This is a genomic window from Streptomyces beijiangensis (genome assembly GCF_017315755.1).
Lineage (GTDB): Bacteria > Actinomycetota > Actinomycetes > Streptomycetales > Streptomycetaceae > Streptomyces > Streptomyces beijiangensis.
In genome coordinates this window covers 30,990-48,142 of the sequence record NZ_JAFLRJ010000013.1, presented here as the reverse complement: position 1 = coordinate 48,142, position 17,153 = coordinate 30,990, and the positions used below count along the sequence as shown (strand labels likewise).

Genomic DNA, 17,153 nt, shown 5'->3' with positions numbered 1-17,153 from the left:
TCCTCCGACCCCCTCCCCGGCTTCCGCCACCCCTCGACGATCGCCTTCCACACCTGGCCCTCTGCCGGGTCCGCCGGCTGCCCCGGCTCCCCCCGTACGCCCAGCACCGCCCGAATCGGCTCAGACTGCCGCGCCACCTGATTCCGCCCCGCCAGGATCACCGTCGGGGTCCCGTGCCCCGGGATGAACGCCCCTGAGGTGTCCAGAACATGGGTGAGTTCCACCCCCGGGTAGTCGCGCCTGCGCCGCGTCTCGGGGTCCTTGTACGGGCCGCCGTGGAAGTACGACTGGATGAGCATCGCCCCGAACTCCCGCTTCATGAAGGAGTTCGCGGTGATCTGCCCGGTGAAGCCGCCGCCCCGATAGTTTTCCCCGTCGCGGATGGCGAGTTCGAAGATGCGTTGCGCGAAAGGCACGGACAGGGCGTACTTGCCGGAGCAGGCCCAGTAGATCTTGCGGTAGTTCTCGTTCTCCTGCTTGTCCTTGACGGTGATGTACGGGGGGTTCGCCACGACCACGTGGTACGAGCCGCGCCCCAGCAGGTCGACTTCCTTGATGTACCCGCCGACGTCTTCCGTCCGGTAGGTGAAGGCCCCGGCCTCTTCCCTCTCGGCGTCGTCCAGCGTCCGGTCGTTCTCCCGGCCCGCGTCCCGCCCATGCAGCAGCGAGTCCGCGACCGCGATGCGGATGGGCATCGAGGGCGCCGCCGACAACCGCGTCACCCTGCACTCCTGCACCATCGCGACCAGCAGCCGGAACCGGGCGATGGAGACGGCGAAGGGGTTCTTGTCCGCGCCGTGCACGGACTCCAGGGCGCGGCGGACCAGCAGCCAGTTCTCCGTGCCGGGTTCCGCCTCGCGCCAGTGCGCGAGGATGCGGCGGAAGAGGCCCAGCAGAAAGTGGCCCGAGCCGCAGGCCGGGTCGATGCAGCGCAGGCCCCGTACCGCCGGAAGGCCGTCGGGGCCGGTCTCGCCGTACGTCTCGCCGACCCAGTTGGGCGGGCGGACCTGCCACACCGGGTCCAGGCCGAACTCCTTCAGCGCCGGGTCCAGGGTCAGGTCGAGGATGAACTCCTCGACGAACTCCGGGGTCTGGAGCAGGGCGTAAGTCTTGCGGGCGTGCTCGGACAGGTCCTGGTAGAGGTCGCCGAGGAAGCGGGTGTCGAGGCCGCGGTCCGTGAAGTCGTAGCGGATCTTCCCGTCCGCGCCGCGCTCGCGCCAGAAGGCGAGGAGGTGGGCGGCCGCCCCGTAGGAGGGGTCGAGTTCCCAGAGCGGGTTGTGCGCCGGGTCGAAGAGGCCGGCGGCGATGGTGTGCTCCGTGCCGAGCCTGCGGAAGGTCTCCTGGAGCCAGTCGCGGTCGTTGTGCGAGGGGTGCAGGCGGAAGTACGCCTCGTGGTGGTCCTGCGCCTCGGGCAGCCGCTCGCCGGGGCCGGACAGCAGGGCGTCGGGGATCAGACCGTTGTCCTCGCTGAAGCGGACGAAGACACAGGCCAGGACCCAGGCGGCGGCGATCTGCACCAGGCGCTCGTCCAGCCAGGTCTCGTACATGACAGAGGTACGGTCCTGGGCTAGCGCCCGGTCGTACTCGGCGCGCAGGGCGGCGGCCTGGGCGTTGTCGTCCTCCTGGGCGCGCTCGCGCAGGTCCGCCTCCAGGAGGCCGACCTGTTTCTGCAGGTCCTTGACGAGCTGCTCGTTGCGGTCTTCGGCAGCGGGAGTCACGTCCGTCGTGTCCGGTGTGGGTGCTTCCTGGGGGGACACGGGCGGCGCCTCTCTTCATTCGGCCGGGGACCGGTCCATCCTGCCAGTTCAGAAGGGGAAACGGGACGGCGCGGGGCCGTCAGCGGCTGCTGCGCGGGATGCCGCCGCGCCGACCCAGGTCGAAGGCGATGCGGTAGATGTCGGGCAGATCGAGCAGGGAGTGCTCGTCGGAGTGGGCGTCGCGGCGGCGCATCACTCCGAGGGCGATCAGCTCCTCCACGAGACGTACCAGGTCGTCCGGGTGGCGGGGGCCGGTGTGGACAAGCTCGGGTCGGTCGGTCTGGGTGTAACGGGCAGAGGTCTCGGCCAGGTCCCGGGGCAGCCCGTTCTCCTCCCAGATCCGTACGACCGTCCCCTGGGCGATCGGCACCTGGCAGCCGGCCAACGGCTCTATGGCCAGCTTCACCCACGGGGTGTCCTCGCTGACCTGCTCCACCCGCACCTTTGACGCCTCCCGGACGCCGCTGCGGATCGCGTCGTAGTGCAGGGCACGGTCATGATCGGGGTAGGCGCGCCGGGTGGTCTCGGCGGCCACGGACAGGGCCTTGAGGAAGCCGCGAGGGCTGACCCGGTCCCTGCTGTCCTTGAGGTGGTTGGGCAGCCAGGTGTAGGTCTTGCCCTTGCGGAAGTTGCTGCCCATGAAGGGGCCGGCGATCTGCTCGAGCAGTTCGGTCTGTGCCCTGGGGTCGTTGCGCAGGGCGATCGGGGGGACATACCGGTCGGCCGGACCGAGCCGGTCCTGGTCCTGGCCCGGCTCCCAGCCACCGGTGATCCGGCGGAAGCGGCGGGAGGAGTCATCGTCCTCGTTGCCCAGATGGTGGAAGAGCAGACCGTAGAGATCAGTGGGGTACCACTCCAGCCGTGCCGCGTTCCCAGACAGCTTCGATGCATCGGGGAAGAGCTGCTTGGCCGCGTCGAACATGTCGGGGCGCAGGAACACCTTGAAACGGATGTTGCGTGTACCGAAGCGCATCCTCAGGGCGACCCGGAGCAGGCCCGCGATGAGGGCGTCCACCGTCGCCCCGTCGTGGTGCAGATGTTCCAGGCCGTCGAAGACCAGCAGATGCACCATGTCCTTGGCAGAGGCGGCCGCGTCCGCGTCCGCCAGCGCGCGTTCGGCAGGACCGGGATTGGCGCGCAGCCAGGCCACGCGCTGCGACCACTCGGCGTGCTCGCTCATCTCCGGAAGGCCCAGAGCGGTGAGCAGGACCGCGTACCAGATCTCCTCGGGCAGGGCCTTCTCCGCCACCAGGCTGTTGAGGGTCAGCGGACCCGGATAGTGGGGTGAGCCGATGTCCATGCCGTGGCCGGGGTGGACGTACAGCCGGTGGAGCCGGGAGATGCGGTACTCCTTCGCGGCGGCCTCACGCAGTACCGGGTCGAGGAGCGAGCGCGCCCAGAAGGTTTTGCCGTCGCCCCGGCCGCCCTGCACCACCGTGCTGTCCACATACAGCGCGGTCCGGTGGAGGTCCGGCATGTACAGGGTGTGCGGGGTCGGCGGACGGGTGTCCGCGTCCACGGTGCCCTCCAGCGCACGCGACAGCAGATCGCGGTACTCGCCGGGGGTCAGCGGCTCGGTCATGGGGCTCCGTACTCTTCGGGGTCCTCCGGTCCGGCCAGGACCAGCTCTACGGCGGTGGCCAGGAATTCAAGGTACGCGGCCCGGACGAAGGGGCGCTCCTGCCAGCGCGGGGAGTTGGGGACGTTCATCCCGACCAGGCCGGGCTCGAAGAGGATCGGGATCGGATCGTGGGGCGCGGAGTCGTCCTCCAGGCCGGGGGAGTACGCGTCGGGGCCTGACTGCTCGCCCGGTGCGATGGTGTCGTAGAGAGCGCTGAAACAGCGGTAGGCACTCGTACGGAAAGACTCCAGGTAGGTGTCCATCGAGTGGTGGACGGAGTCCGGCACCATCGAGGCCACCATGCGGAGCCTCTTGCGGATGCGGGGCGCCTGGCCGGAGGCCGCCCAGGCCTCGAACAGGTCTCCGTAGCCCGCCCAGGTCTGGTCGTTGTCCGCACCGAACAGTAGCGCCAGGTCGCAGAGTTGGGAGATGGTCACGGCGGCGACGTCGTGGATACCGGCCCGGCTGTCGAGCAGCACCACATCGGGCCTGCGTCCGCTCTCGCTCCGCTCCACCGCGTCCTCGCAGGCGCGCAGGGTTGCGGCCAGGCGGTCGGCGAAACGTGCGCCCGCCGTGTCGGCGTAGACCCGGTTGAGCTTGTCCACGTACCCGTTGGGGACACCTTCCTCTCCGGCGCCGCGGGCGGGGGCGATCCACAGTTCGCCCAGGTTGGCCGGCTCATAGCCAGAGCGCGTCACCAGTTCCAGGTCCTCGGTGTTCCCCACCGCGGACTCCACCAGGTGGTCCACCACACCGTGCCGGCACAGCCTGCCGTCGCCCAGGAGCAGCGGGCCGACGCCGGGCGACTCCAGGTCCAGGTCGACCACCAGGACGACCTTGCCGATGTCCGCGAGGTCGCGGGCGAGCAGGGCTGTCGCCGTCGTACGGCCGACCCCGCCCTTGAAGCCGTATACGGCGGTGCGGCGCACGGGAGTTGTGCCGGTCTGGTCCGGGGTGGAGACCCGGGACCAGTCCTCGCCGACGACCGTGTTGTCCAGGAAGCGGACCCGCTCGGTGGGGTCTTCGGGATCAGGGATCGTGCGGGTGGAGGCCAGCAGAGTCCGCGCCACGGGCATGGCCGAGGCCAGGACCAGCGGGCGTTCACCGGCGTACGGGCCGAGCCGGTCCGTGAGCAACGAACGCCAGCTTGTGGCCTGTTCGGAGGTCACCCTGCTGGTGCCGTCCTCGCCGTGGTCGTCGATCACCAGCGAGAAGCGGCCGAGAACATCGCGTACCAGCAGGGACTCGAAACCCTCGCCGGCCACCTCGCGGGCGACGTCGAAGGCGGCAGGGCGGGCGCTGTCGAAGCGGACGGTCCTGCGGGCGGATGAGGTCATGGCAGCATTCCTGTGAGTTCGACATGCGCCTGCAGATCCAGCAGGCATTCGGCGGCCAGGCGGCGTTCCGCGACGAGGGACGGTGCGATGAGCGGGAGCCCGTCCGGACCGACTTCGTCTTCATAGCGGTGGCTGAGATTCCACCCGTCAAAGGCCGAGATCTTGTCTTCGGCCTCCATCAGCTTGGGTCCGGAGCGGCCGTGGGAGAGAAGCGGGAAGGCACCGAGGACGGCCCCGATGTGCCCCAGCATCTGGGGATTCTCGTCATCGGCGGACTTCCGGATCCAAGGCCTATCCGAGGGCTTGTCTTCCTTCTTCTTCATGGTTACTTCGTAGGTGGTGAAGCGGAGCAGCAGGCTCTTGGCCGCACACTCCGCGGCGAACCCGAAGAGATGGTCCGCTGTGTGCCTGCGCTCGTCGTCGTGGAGATACTGGGCGTCCCTGAGATGCCGCGATGCGGCGCAGGCGAAATGTCGTATGGCATCTCTTTCGGCATCCGTCACAGAGCTGATCTTATGCCGAAGTGTTGCTCTGGAAGGGTGAGAGGGCCGTATGCAGGCCGGGCCGAAGCGGCATCAACCCTCAGTTCTCGCCCGGCAGTTCCCGAAAAAGCAGCCCCTCCAGCACCTCCCACTCGCTGACCCGGTCCACCACGTCCACCGTCTGGCCGTCCAGGGCCGGGGTGGCCTGCGGGTCCTCCATGGGGGCGAGCAGCCACAGACCGTGCGGGACGTCGGCCGGGCGGCGGGCCGCCTCCTGCAGGGACACCAGGAGTTCCCGGCCGCCGGCCTCCCAGTAGCGGGCTGTAAGACCGGCCTGGTGCAGAAGCAGGACGGTGCGCGGGCCGGCCTTCCCGGCGAGTTCCGTCACCTGTGCTGTGACGCGTTCGGCGGCGAGGCGCGTGTACGAGCCGAGTGCCGCCCCGACCAGTCCCGAGGACGTGAACGTGGCGTCTGCCTTCAACAGCGCCTTCCAGCGGATCTGTTGCTCCTCGGCCAGCTGGTGCAGTGCGGTGAGGAAGAGTTCGTCCAGGGCGACGGGCAGCACGCCGAAACGGGCAGCAAGCTGTTGCGCCGTGCCGGGCAGCCTTGAGCCCTTGACAGTCAGCGCGAGGAAACCGCCCCGGCGCACGGTGCTCTCCAGCCGCAGTGCCTGGAGACGGCCCGGGTTGTGTCCTTGAGCGAACGCGCTCTGCGCGGCATCGATCAGCTCGCCGGTGTTGGTCAGCACCGAGCCGCTGACCCGGGTCCGTGTCAGGTCCGGATCCCGCTCAGGAGGGTAGAAGCGGCTGAGCGCCCGGTCATGGACGAGCGGGAATCCCGCATCGGCGAGCGCCTCTTCCAGCTCCACATAAGTGGGGTCGGTAAGTACGACAAGGCCGGGGAAACGGGACCGCAGACGGGTCAGGAGTTCGACGTCACCGATCCCGATGCCGGGCCGTACGCCGGCAGCCGCCTGGGAGATCCGCAGCGCAGGCGCAAACCCCAACGTGAGCGGGAACAGCTCGAAGCGCGGTGATACGCCGACACCGCCTGCCATGGAGGCGGCAAGCGCCACCAGGCGGGTGTCGGCCAGCGGAGTCATGCCCTCCGGCGGCTTCTCGGCGCGGAGCTCGCGCAGTACCGTCGCCCGGCCGGGCAGTGGATCGCGTCCAGCCACCCCTTGGGCGATCTGACCGAGGCGCACGGCGTAGTCGGCGAGTGTCGCCGGGGCCGGTTCCTCGCTGCCGGGGACGTCTTCCAGCGCCAGCAGGACGGAGCCGCCCCGCCGGAGCACGCAGAGTCGCGCCGGACCCTCGGTGGCGCCGTCGGCAGGGGCAGCTCCGCGCTTACGGGTCTCGGCTTCTGCCGCGGCCCGCACCACAGCCAACGCCTGGACCTGGAGCGCCGCGGTGTCGCGAGCCGCAAGGTCGCCGGCCTCGTCGGTGTCGTAGGCGGAGTGCCCGGCACGCAGAGCTGCGGCCAGCTCCCACGCCGTCATCACCCTGCCCTGCTCGGACAGTATGGTCACCAGTTCGTCGCGTACCCGGCGGAGCCAGGGCAGTGTGGCCCACTGCTCGATTTCGGCGCTCTGGTAACCCGATACGGTCGTCTGGCTGATGTCCAGAGCCTTGGCGATGGCAGTCTGGGCGGGCCAGGGGGTGGTGAGCGCGGCGCCCGGCAGGCCAAGTGTCGCAAGGACGACATCAGGTCGGCGGGAGCGCTGGTTGTTCTGGACCGGAGTGAGCCGGTCCGCCAGAATCGATACCGACACCAGCTCCGGGGGGCCGGCGAGGGCTCCCGAGAGTGCTTCCTCCACAAGCCCCTGTGGGCCGGTGGCCGGCGCAGGCAGGGGCTGCTTGGGTGCAGGACGGCGGCGCAGCTCCTGGGTCCACTGACGGTGGCGCCGGTTGAGTTCCTTGCGGATCACATTGCCGGAGCCCCGGGCCCGCGAGATCGTGTGCGGCGGAATGTCGAGGAGGGCGCCTACCGTGACCGCCCCCAGACCGGCCGCCACCGAGACAGCCCGGGGCGAGAGCCCGGCCGCCTCCAGCGAAGTCTCCAGGCCTGCGGCGGCCGCCGCCTGGTCGCGGGCGTCCTGCACGTCCTCGGCCTGGGAGTCCACCGTGGCGGGGGTGGTCGCGGGACGAGTCGCGTCCGCCTTCCGGAAGACCTGACGCCAGGCCTCCTGGATCTGGCGCAGGCTGTCGTAGCGCTGCTCGACATCGCGATGCAGAGAACGCTCGAAGAACTCGGTCAGGCCCTCGCTCAGCGCCGACTCGAACAGCTCGCGGGCCACATAGAGCTCAGCTGTCTGGACGGTGAGCGGATCACCCTGGCCGTCCCCCCATACCGGGCGCACACCCGAGGCCATCTCGTGCAGGGTGACCGCCGCGGCGTACCACTCGGCGTGGTCGTCGAAACGCGAACGGCGGCTGCCCCCCAGGAAGGGATCGAGATAGCCGCGGGTGCCTGCACGCAGGTCCTGGTCCGGTGCGTCGGCCAGGGAGAAGTCGAACAGCATCAGCTGCCAGGAGCCGTCGTTGCGCTTGAAGAGCCCCAGATTGTCCGGCTTGATGTCCCGGTGGCGGACCCCGCGGGCGGCGAGGCTGTCGAGAGCGTCGAACAAGTCATTGCCGAATCGCTCCAACTGGCCGTAGCCGAGCCGGCCTTCGCCGCGAAGCCGGGAGCCGAGGCTGACAGGATCCCGGTCGCCGGAGGGCCGGTAGCCACCCGCGTACTCGATCTCCAGAACGGTGTGGCCACCCAACTCGCGTGCGGCTGCGAGCAGTTTGACGATGCGCCCGCCGCCCACTTCGCGCAGAGCTTTCGCCTCCGCGTACAGCCGGGCGTCCTTCTCGCGGTCGAGTGCCACCTTGAACACTCGCAGGGAGGCGGGGACATCGGCCGACTCGTCGTCCTGCGCCCTGGTGACCAGAAGCGCGCGGGCGGTGGCGCCGGTGCCCAGGACGCGCACGACCCGCCAGTCCTCGTCGAGCCGGTCACCGGGCTGTGCGGTCAGCGGATCCGCTGTCACGGCCGGGGCGCGCCCGGCCCGTGCGCGTTCCGCTTCCGCCTCGTCGAGCAGCCGCAGGAAGTCGTCCGCGGACGAAAGCCGGTTCTGTACGTCGGAGGCGGTGGCCCGGAAGATCAGGTCGTCGAGGGCAGCGGAGACGCTGTCCGAGACCGCGTACGGGTGCAGACCGCCGTCGGAGGCCAGCCGGTCCACCAGTGCGCCCCGTACATCGGCCGGCGGCTTTCCCGTCAGCAGAAGGTAGGCGAGGCTGCCGAGGCCGAAGATGTCGAGGTCCACCGGATCGGCGAACTCTCGGTGGGTCTCGGGGGCGAGATACACCTGGGCGATGTCCGCGACCAGGCCGGAGTCCAGGGGCGTATCGCCGAGCGAGAGATGGGCGGTGGTCTCGAAGTCGCGGGCCGCGGTCTGCCAGTCGACGATCCGCAGTACCGGATCGGAACCGTCGTCGCGCGCGGCGACGTACACCGAACGAGCCGACAGGGCCCGGTGGTAGAGCGAACGGTTGTGGGCGTAGCGCACCGCTTCGGCCAGCTGGCGGACCATGTCCAGGCACTGTCCAGGGGTGAGACCTGCGCCGTACGCGTCCAAGTAGGCGTCCAGGCGAAGATCCTGCTCACTGTGCCGGAACAGGATCGCAGGACCGCCCTGGTGCTCGCGGATCTGCACGGCCTGGACGATGCCGCGGTGATTGATGCCCTGCAGCACCTGGTACTCGCGGCGGGCTGCGCGATCGATCCGGCTGCGCTGCTCCGTGGCCGCACCCTGGCCCGCCAAATAGATGCGAACACGACCGCCCTCCTTGACCAGGCCGTCGTCGCGTACCGCGAGCCGGTCCTCCCAGCCCGGGCCCGCATCGAGGGCCCGCGGTTCCAGCTGCCAGTCGTCCCCGAACCGCAGATGGGCGGTCGAGTGGCTGATGCCGATGGACCGCATCAGCTCCTCAAGCCGTCGGCTGTCGCGCGCGGTGATGCGCCAGCTCTCCCGCTCGGGCGGCATCCCCAGCAGACCGTCCCAGATGCCGGGAAGGCCGCTCGTGCCGTCGTTGCGCCCGTAGACGCCGGTGCGCTGGAACTGATCGAGCTCACTCACCAGGCCGGGGTCGTGGAGGAATACCGCCGGCTTGATGAAGGGGACCCTCCAGGAGGGATCCCCCGAGGCACGCGCCGCCCGCTCCAGCTGGGCCTTGAGTTCCTTCGCCTTGAGATCGGTCAGATGCAGCGGGTTGCGCAGGGTGCGGACCCGCTCCTCGTGGAACTGCCAGGTGTCGCCGTGGTTCACCACGCGGCCCGGATGGCCCTTGAGCTCCAGCAGGTAGACGCCGCCGGGTACGGCGATCAGCAGATCGCATTCGTTGACCCGGCCGGTGACGCCGGTGAAACGGAACGTGGCCCAGGCCCGGTAGGGCTCGACCCGCGGCATCAACTCCCTTACATGATCCAGCCCTTCCTGCTCCCAGCGGAAATCGGACCGACGCGGCTGGAACCAGTGCTCCTGGTGGGTGGGAGGGCCCGGCTTCGGAACGGGCCGCGCGGTCGGTGTCACCTGAGGACCTCCGGAAGAAACGGGCACGGAACATGGGTGGAGCGGTCCGTGAACCGGCTCAGGAGCGGTCCGTGGAGCTGCTCGGACGGAGACTGCCCTCGTACCCGCTCGGCATCTTAATAGCTGCACTGCGGGCAGCATCGTCGAGCACGGTTGTCCTGAATATCGGTTTTGCAGGGTCGCTGCCCCCAGGCCCAAGCGTCCGGGCTGACCGGAAGAGAAGGCGTTCCCGGCGGGACATCATCGTGGATTCGGTGCAACCGGGTTCGAGCCCTGCCGATGGATGCGCTCTGGTAGCTCGGGTCCTGATGGGGCGAAGGCGCCGACGGTTGCTGGATCTGTGCTGGATTGAGCCGCACAGCTCAGCGTTTCCGCAGGTGGCAGCCCTGCGCTTAACGTTCCACTTCAGTGGGACCGGCTCCTTCTGCCCTCATGCGACGTTGGTGAGCGTCCGGGTACCCATTGTTACTTTCATTGGGCGCTTGATATGCTGCGCCCAATGAAAGTGTCCCCTAGTCTGCTCCCCATCCTCCGGTCGCGTATGCAGGGTGAGCTTCTTGCTCTCGTACTGCTGCACCCGGAGCGCGAATACAGCATCACTGAGCTCGCCGGCGACGTCGGGGTGACGCCCACAGCTGTCCTGCGTGAGGTTGACCGGTTGACCGGCGGCGGGATCCTGACCGATCGGCGAGTGGGGCGCAGTCGCCTCGTGAAGGCTCGTACGGATACCCCGCTGTACCGTCCGTTGAGCGATCTCATGGCCGTCTCCTTCGGTCCCATGCCATTGCTCACGGACGTGCTGGCGGGACTTGAAGGCGTGCAGCGGGCGTATATCTACGGCTCCTGGGCCGCTAGGTACAACGGCGAGCCGGGGCCGCCGCCGGCTGATGTCGATGTCCTCGTTGTGGGCGATCCCGATGCCGACGCGCTCTTCGACCTTGCCGAGGAGGCGTCCCGACGGCTGGGTCGTGAGGTCAACGTCCATCGGGCTTCCGTTGAGGCGTGGGAGGCCCGCACGGGTGATCCGTTCCTCATCAGTGTGCGTGAACGCCCGCTGGTTCAGCTGAACCTTGACCAGGAGACTCCGTGACACGCTGGAATCAAGGGCGTGCGACGGTCGACGCCCTCATCGACAGTGGTGGGCTTGAACGCGCGCCCGCTTCCCAGCAGGCCGCCGAGGCGGAACTGGTCCGGGCGCGTACGCATGTCGGATCTGCGCGACAGTTGGCAGCGACGGATCCGGAGGGCGCGTACACACTGGCCTATGACGCCGCGCGCAGAGCGCTGGCCGCGGTATTGCAGAACCAGGGGCTGCGCGCGACCAGTCGCGGTGGCCATACCGTCATCTACGAGGCCGTGCGTGCGCAGCTCGACCCGCCGCTCGGGTCCATGCTGCGCCCCTTCAATCGCATGCGAGCCCGGCGCAACGAAGTCGAGTAACGGTCCTCGGCGGCCCCTGCGGTGACGTCGGAGGAGGTTGAGACCGACCTGGTAAAGGTGGAGGCGCTCATCGAGCTCGCGGAGAAGGCGATCCCCAACATGCCGCGCTACTGAGGCTGACGCCCTGAAATCCGCGTTTCCGCAGGTGACATCCCTGTACTCGGCCCGCTTGCCGGTGCCGGATTTTCAGACGTGCCGTTATCTGAGAATCGGCTGGAAGGCGCCGTCCTCATCGCCCGCAACGTACGGGAGAAAGCCGTCGGGGACGGTGCGGGCGGCGGTGGCCAGGAGGCGGTCCAGTACTTCCTGCTCGGTGGCCGGGGGAAGCCGAAGCATGGTGAGGAGGCTGTCGCGGACCACAGGGTGGTCCGGGTGGTCGGCGGGCGTCAGTACTTCACCGTGGGCAGCCTGGAGGACGACCGGACGTACCGGCTCAAGACGAACGAGGACAATCCGGCCGCCAGCGGTTACGACGACCTCGCCACTCTCGTCCGAACCGTCAACGGAGTCCAACTGGCGGGCGGGGATGACCGGTTCGCGTCCGACGCCTTCCGTGATGCGGCCGAGCAGGTCCTGAACGTGCCTGCCTTCCTGCGCTGGGCGGGCGCCAAGGTCCTCCTGGGCAGCTGGGACAACTACTTCGCGACGCGAGGGCCCGCTCAGTCCTCGGTGTGGTGCCAGGGCGGGGTGGTGAATGTGCCGCCCTCGTACATCGGGAGCTTGATCCGGCCCCCGTAGCGGGCCAGTTGGGACCAGGGGCGGTTGATGCCCGCCGTGCCGTAGCGGCGGACCCGGGTCACGGTGTCCAGGTCCAGGACGTCCACCAGGACCTCCTCGCCAGGGCCCGCCTGCTGACGAACTATGCCCTCCGGGTCGACAATCACGCTCGCGCCCACACCGCACGGGTCGGAGGCGTTGACGTTGACCACGTAGACCTGGTTGGTCCAGGCGTTGGCGCGGGCGCAGACCAGTTCCATCTCGCGGTCGCGGGTGGTCGTCAGGGTGGGCTGGATGATGATCTCGGCGCCCAGCCAGGCGAGTTGGCGGATTGTCTCGGGGAAGGAGCCGTCGTAGCAGATGGCCAGGCCGACGCGGCCCGCGCCGGGGATGTCGAAGACGATGAACTCGTCGCCGGGGGCGGCTTGTTCGTACGGCTGCCAGGGGAAGATCTTGCGGTAGCGGGCGGTGATCTCGCCCTCGGGGGAGATCGCGAGCGCGGTGTTGTGGATGCGGCCGTCCTCGGCGCGCTCGAAGACGCTGCCGGGGATCAGCCAGAGGCCTGTCTCGACGGCCAGGGCGCAGAGGCGGTCGGTGAGCGGGCCCGGTATCGGAACGGCCAGCTGGTGCATTTCGTGCGCGGGGAGTTCGAGCAGCGGGCCCTCGGCGGCGAGGAGCAGTTCGGGGACCACGACCAGCTGGACATGGGGGAAGAGGTCTCGTACGGACAGGACCTGGGTCCGGAAGCGGTCGAAGGAGGCGTCGGGATCGCCTGCGACGGGGCGGGTCTGGATCGCGGCGATGGCGAGGGTACGCATGGGGGTCAGTCCTCTGTGACGAGCTGGTCAGTGACGGTGCTGCGGCCGTGCCGGAAGAAGTCGGGGAAGCGGATGCGGATGAGGGCGGTGACGGGGAGGCCCAGGGCCATCGAGCCGATGCCCAGCAGGAAGACGCCGCCGAAGCCGCCGAACGAGGTGGATCCGTAGGACGGTTCGATCATGTCCACGGCGCTGCGGGCGAACGCGGCCAGCATCATCAGGCCGCCCGCCACGGGGAGGATTCCCTTGAAGACCAGCGCCCTGGGGGAGTCGCGCAGTTCATGGCGGAAGTGCCAGGTGCAGGCGAAGGCCGTGGCGCCGTAGTACGCGCAGACCAGCAGGCCGATGGAGAGCACCGCGTCGCCCAGGAACGAGGGCACGGTCGCCGTCAGCGCGGTGAGCAGGAGTATCGCGAGCGCGCCGGTGAAGACGGTGGCGACGGTGGGGGTACGGAAGCGGGGGTGCACGCGGGCGAAGGCGCGGGGCAGCGCTCCGTGCACGGCGACCGAGACGTTGGGGCGGGAGGTGGAGACCACGCAGGTCAGCAGGGCCGCGACCGCCGACAGGGCCACGGCGAGCTGGACCACCTTGGCGAGCGGGCCGCCCAGCGCGGCGGGGGAGAGGGCGGCGAGGACGTCGGTGACGTTGTCCTCGTTGCGCAGGCCGATGCCCGTCGTTCCCGTACCGGCGAAGCTGAGGGCGGCGACCGCGGTGAAGAGGTAGCTGCTGAGGAGGACGAGGGTGGAGATGACGGCCGCCCTGCCCGGCGCCCGGGTGCGGTCGCGGGCCTCCTCGTTGACGGTCAGGGCCGCGTCCCAGCCCCAGTAGATGAACAGGCAGAGCAGGACCGATTCGGCGAACGGTCCGCTGCCGTCGAATCGGAACGGGTTGAACCAGGACAGGGACGGGGCTGTCGCGCCGTGGTGGGCGAGGGCGGCGATACCGAAGCCGAGAAGTGCGACTAGTTGCAGTGTGACCATTGCGGTCTGAACTAGTGCGGAAAGCTGGATGCCACGGTAGGCGACGGCGGTGACGAGGGCGATCAGGGCGACGCCGAGACAGGTCACCGGGAGCGTCCGGTCGGCGTAACGCTGCAGGCCGATCAGCGAGAGGAGGTTGACGGCGCCGACCTGGGCCAGGGCGGTCATGGCGATGGTCGTGGCGATCTGCGGTATCCAGTTGCCGAAGATCCAGCCGGGCCAGGGGCCGAACGCCTTGGTGATCCACACGAAGTTGGTCCCGCAGTCCGGCATGGTGCGGTTGAGCTCACGGAACGCGTAGGCGGTGCACAGGATCGGGACGAAGCCGACCAGCAGCGCGGCCGGTGCGAGATGGCCGACGGCGAGGATCACCAGGCCGAGCGTGACGGTGATGCTGTAGGCCGGTGCGGTGGAGGCCAGGCCCAGGGAGACCATCGAGAGCAGGCCCACGGAGTCGGCGGCGAATCCCTTGCCTGGCGGCGACGGAGGCGCCTGCGTTGCGGTGTGCGGGAGGGTCACCGGGGGCTCCAGGGGTAGGCCGGTATTTGTTAAACGCAGATTTAATGACTGTGAAGCTGGCCCGTCAAGGGATGTTCGGGCATATTTAAAAATGAAGTTAATGAGTGGCTGAGGCGGAGGGGGCAGTTGCGGTGGCACGTGGCAAGGGCAAGGAGGCCCGTCGGGCGGAGCTCGGCGAGGCCGTGCAGCGCGCGCTGCTGGTGCGCGGGCTCGAGGGGCTGCGGCTGCGCGACGTCGCGGAGGAGGCCGGGGTCACGCCCGCCGCGGTTCTCTACTACGGCGATCTCGACGCCCTCGTCTACGAGACGTACCAGCAGGCCATCGAGCGCTACAGCAACGAGCGCGAGCAGACGGCGGACCGGTTCGACGATGCCCGTGACCGGCTCGACGCGTGCATCGAGAGCGGCGTCGCCAGTGGTCCCGACGACGCCCTGACCCGGCTCCTCTTCGAGTACTGGCCGCGCTGTCTGCGTGACGCCAGGGCCGCCGCGCTGGACAGCGCGCTGACCGAACGTCAGATCGCGGTCTACTCCGGGATTCTGACGCTGGGGCAGGCGCAGGAGCACTTCGTTCTGAGCGACCCGCCCCGGCTGCTTGCCGCCAACTTCGTGGCGATGGAGGACGGTTACCAGATGGAGATCCTGGCCGGCCGCCGGACCCGTACCGAGGTGATCACGGCCCTGCACTCCTACGCCCGCGCCGTCACCGGTCACGACCCGGGGGCCTCGCGAGTGGCTTGATTCCGGCGGGCGTTGACGGCGCGGCGTTCATTGGATGACGGCGCGGGCGGCGAGTAACCGGGCCGTGCTCCAACTCTTGACAGGTTCACGCCCTGGCGACACTGTGGGAGCGCTCCCAAGGCCTCAAGGCCTCAAGGCCTCAAGGCCTCAAGGTCCCAAGGCAACAGCACTTGCACCACCCCCCACCCGAGCCGCGTGGAGGGGCCGGAGCCCCACGCACGTGTGCCCCTCCCACGCACGGAGAACGGAGAGAGGATCCCAGCGATGACGCCGGCGCCCTTACCCCCGTACGGAAACAACCGGCACCGGAGCATCCGGCGCCGTCTGAGCATCACGATGGCCACCGTCGCCGCAGCGCTGCTGGCGGTCCCGGCCGCCGCCGCGGCACTGCCCGTGCCGCACGAGGCAGCGGCCTCGGTCACCGCCGCCGCGCCTCCCACGCTGAACCAACTCGCCGCCGCCAAGGGCCGGTACTTCGCCTCCGCCACCGACAACCCGGAGCTGTCCGACGCGCCGTACACGGCCGTCCTGGGCAGCGAGTTCGGGGTGATCACACCCGGCAACTCGATGAAGTGGGACACCACCGAGCCCACGCGCGGCCAGTTCAGCTTCGCCAAGGGCGACGCGGTCGTGAGCTTCGCCCAGGCGCACGGTGAGGACGTACGCGGCCACACCCTGGTCTGGCACAGCCAGCTTCCCGGCTGGGTCTCGGCGCTGCCCGCGAGCGAGGTGCGGTCCGCCATGGAGAGCCACATCGCCGGTGAGGCAGGTCACTACAAGGGCCAGGTGAAGGCCTGGGACGTGGTCAACGAGCCGTTCAACGACGACGGTACGTACCGCACTTCGCCGTTCTACAACGCGATGGGCAAGGACTTCATCACCTACGCGCTGCAGGCCGCCCGCGCCGCCGACCCGGCCGCGAAGCTCTACATCAACGACTACAACACCGATGGCACGGGCGCGAAGAGCGACGCCATGTACAACCTGGTCAGAGACCTCAAGGCGGCGGGCGTCCCGATCGACGGCGTGGGGTTCCAGGCCCATCTCGCCACCCAGTACGGCTTTCCCTCGCAGATGCAGCAGAACCTCCAGCGCTTCGCCGACCTCGGTGTGGACGTGGCGATCACCGAGCTCGACGTACGGATGGTGCTGCCCGCCGACGCCACCAAACTGGCGGCACAGTCCACGTACTACCGCCAGGTCACCGAGGCGTGCCTGGCCGTCTCCCGCTGTGTCGGGATCACGATCTGGGACTACACGGACAAGTACTCCTGGGTTCCCGGCGCCTTCTCCGGCCAGGGGTCGGCCTGCCTCTGGGACTCCAACCTGCAACCCAAAGCGGTGCTCGACGTGGTGCGCACGGCCCTCGGATACACGGGCGGCGGCGGCACCGGTGACACACAGGCGCCGACCGTCCCGGCCGGTCTGACGGTCACGGGCGCCACCTCGTCGTCGGTCTCGCTGTCGTGGACGGCCGCGACGGACAACACCGGGGTGACGGGGTACGACGTCTTCCGCGGCGGTACGCAGGTGGGCTCGTCCACCGCCACCACCTTCACCAGCACCGGTCTGACGGCGTCGACCGCGTACAGCTTCACCGTGCGGGCCAAGGACGCGGCCGGCAACGTCTCCGCGCAGTCGACCGCGGTCACCGGCACCACACAGGCGGGCGGCGGGACCGGCGGAGGCACGCTGAAGGTCCAGTACAAGAACAACGACTCGTCGGCAGGCGACAACCAGATCAGGCCGTGGCTCCAACTGGTCAACACGGGCAGCGGCGCGGTCGGCCTGTCCTCGGTGAAGGTCCGCTACTGGTTCAGCGGCGAGGCCGGAGCCTCCACGTACTCCACCGCGTGCGACTACGCGGTGATCGGCTGCGGCTCGGTCACCCAGTCCGTCAGCGCATCGGGTTCGAGCACGCCGGGCGCCGACCACTACCTGGAGGTCGGCTTCTCCAGCGGCAGCCTGGCGGCGGGCGCATCGACCGGCGAGCTGCAGCTGCGCTTCAACAAGACCGACTGGTCGAACTTCAGCGAGACGGACGACTACAGCCGCGGTACGAACACCACGTTCGCGGACGCCGCGAAGATCGCGGTCTACGTCGGCGGAACGCTGGTCTGGGGTACCGCTCCGTAGCCCTGTACCCGGTCTCTCACGTACGTCGCC

12 protein-coding genes are annotated in these 17,153 nt (G+C 69.2%); 5 read left to right on the top strand and 7 right to left on the bottom strand.

Annotated elements, in window-relative coordinates:
- The 5 genes from pglX to pglW all read right to left on the bottom strand — a co-directional run.
- Window positions 1-1,757 (bottom strand): BREX-2 system adenine-specific DNA-methyltransferase PglX (gene pglX / locus J0695_RS01760; RefSeq protein WP_206959433.1); only part of this gene is annotated, 1,757 nt, incomplete at its 3' end.
- Between the two features lie 79 nt (window positions 1,758-1,836).
- Window positions 1,837-3,339: a hypothetical protein gene (locus J0695_RS01755; RefSeq protein ID WP_206959424.1), complete on the bottom strand. Its 1,503-nt coding sequence runs from the start codon at window positions 3,337-3,339 to the stop codon at window positions 1,837-1,839.
- Window positions 3,336-4,715, bottom strand: a complete 1,380-nt coding sequence (locus tag J0695_RS01750; protein WP_206959423.1) for a KGGVGR-motif variant AAA ATPase — start codon at window positions 4,713-4,715, stop codon at window positions 3,336-3,338. Before J0695_RS01750 ends, J0695_RS01755 begins: the two co-directional genes overlap by 4 nt.
- A complete protein-coding gene (locus J0695_RS01745; RefSeq protein WP_206959421.1) occupies window positions 4,712-5,038 on the bottom strand; it encodes a hypothetical protein in 327 nt (108 codons plus the stop codon). The genes J0695_RS01750 and J0695_RS01745 overlap by 4 nt, the downstream gene beginning before the upstream one ends.
- A gap of 259 nt (window positions 5,039-5,297) precedes the next feature.
- Window positions 5,298-9,773: a BREX system serine/threonine kinase PglW gene (gene pglW, locus J0695_RS01740; RefSeq protein WP_206959419.1), complete on the bottom strand. Its 4,476-nt coding sequence runs from the start codon at window positions 9,771-9,773 to the stop codon at window positions 5,298-5,300.
- Between the two features lie 541 nt (window positions 9,774-10,314).
- Here pglW and J0695_RS01735 point away from each other — a divergent pair.
- The 3 genes from J0695_RS01735 to J0695_RS01725 all read left to right on the top strand — a co-directional run bounded on the left by J0695_RS01735 (window position 10,315) and on the right by J0695_RS01725 (window position 11,951).
- The gene (locus J0695_RS01735; protein ID WP_242552081.1) at window positions 10,315-10,863 is read left to right on the top strand and encodes an ArsR family transcriptional regulator; all 549 of its coding nucleotides are present in this window, start codon (window positions 10,315-10,317) and stop codon (window positions 10,861-10,863) included.
- Complete coding sequence (locus J0695_RS01730; protein ID WP_206959409.1) at window positions 10,860-11,213, top strand: hypothetical protein; 354 nt, start codon at window positions 10,860-10,862, stop codon at window positions 11,211-11,213. The genes J0695_RS01735 and J0695_RS01730 overlap by 4 nt, the downstream gene beginning before the upstream one ends.
- 192 nt (window positions 11,214-11,405) lie before the next feature.
- On the top strand, window positions 11,406-11,951 hold the full coding sequence (locus J0695_RS01725) for a hypothetical protein (RefSeq protein WP_206959407.1): 546 nt from the start codon (window positions 11,406-11,408) through the stop codon (window positions 11,949-11,951).
- Here J0695_RS01725 and J0695_RS01720 read toward each other — a convergent pair.
- Both J0695_RS01720 and J0695_RS01715 read right to left on the bottom strand, forming a co-directional pair.
- Window positions 11,873-12,748 (bottom strand): carbon-nitrogen hydrolase family protein, encoded by an 876-nt coding sequence (locus J0695_RS01720; protein ID WP_206959406.1) that lies wholly within the window; start codon window positions 12,746-12,748, stop codon window positions 11,873-11,875. The two genes, J0695_RS01725 and J0695_RS01720, sit on opposite strands and share 79 nt — an antisense overlap.
- Before the next feature lie 5 nt (window positions 12,749-12,753).
- Window positions 12,754-14,247: an APC family permease gene (locus J0695_RS01715; RefSeq protein WP_307798358.1), complete on the bottom strand. Its 1,494-nt coding sequence runs from the start codon at window positions 14,245-14,247 to the stop codon at window positions 12,754-12,756.
- Window positions 14,248-14,378: 131 nt separating this feature from the next.
- On the opposite strand from J0695_RS01715, the gene J0695_RS01710 reads away from it, so the two are divergent.
- On the top strand, window positions 14,379-14,987 hold the full coding sequence (locus J0695_RS01710) for a TetR/AcrR family transcriptional regulator (protein ID WP_206959403.1): 609 nt from the start codon (window positions 14,379-14,381) through the stop codon (window positions 14,985-14,987).
- 264 nt (window positions 14,988-15,251) lie between these two features.
- The gene (locus tag J0695_RS01705; RefSeq protein ID WP_206959402.1) at window positions 15,252-17,123 is read left to right on the top strand and encodes an endo-1,4-beta-xylanase; all 1,872 of its coding nucleotides are present in this window, start codon (window positions 15,252-15,254) and stop codon (window positions 17,121-17,123) included.
- The last annotated feature ends 30 nt before the right edge of the window (window positions 17,124-17,153 follow it).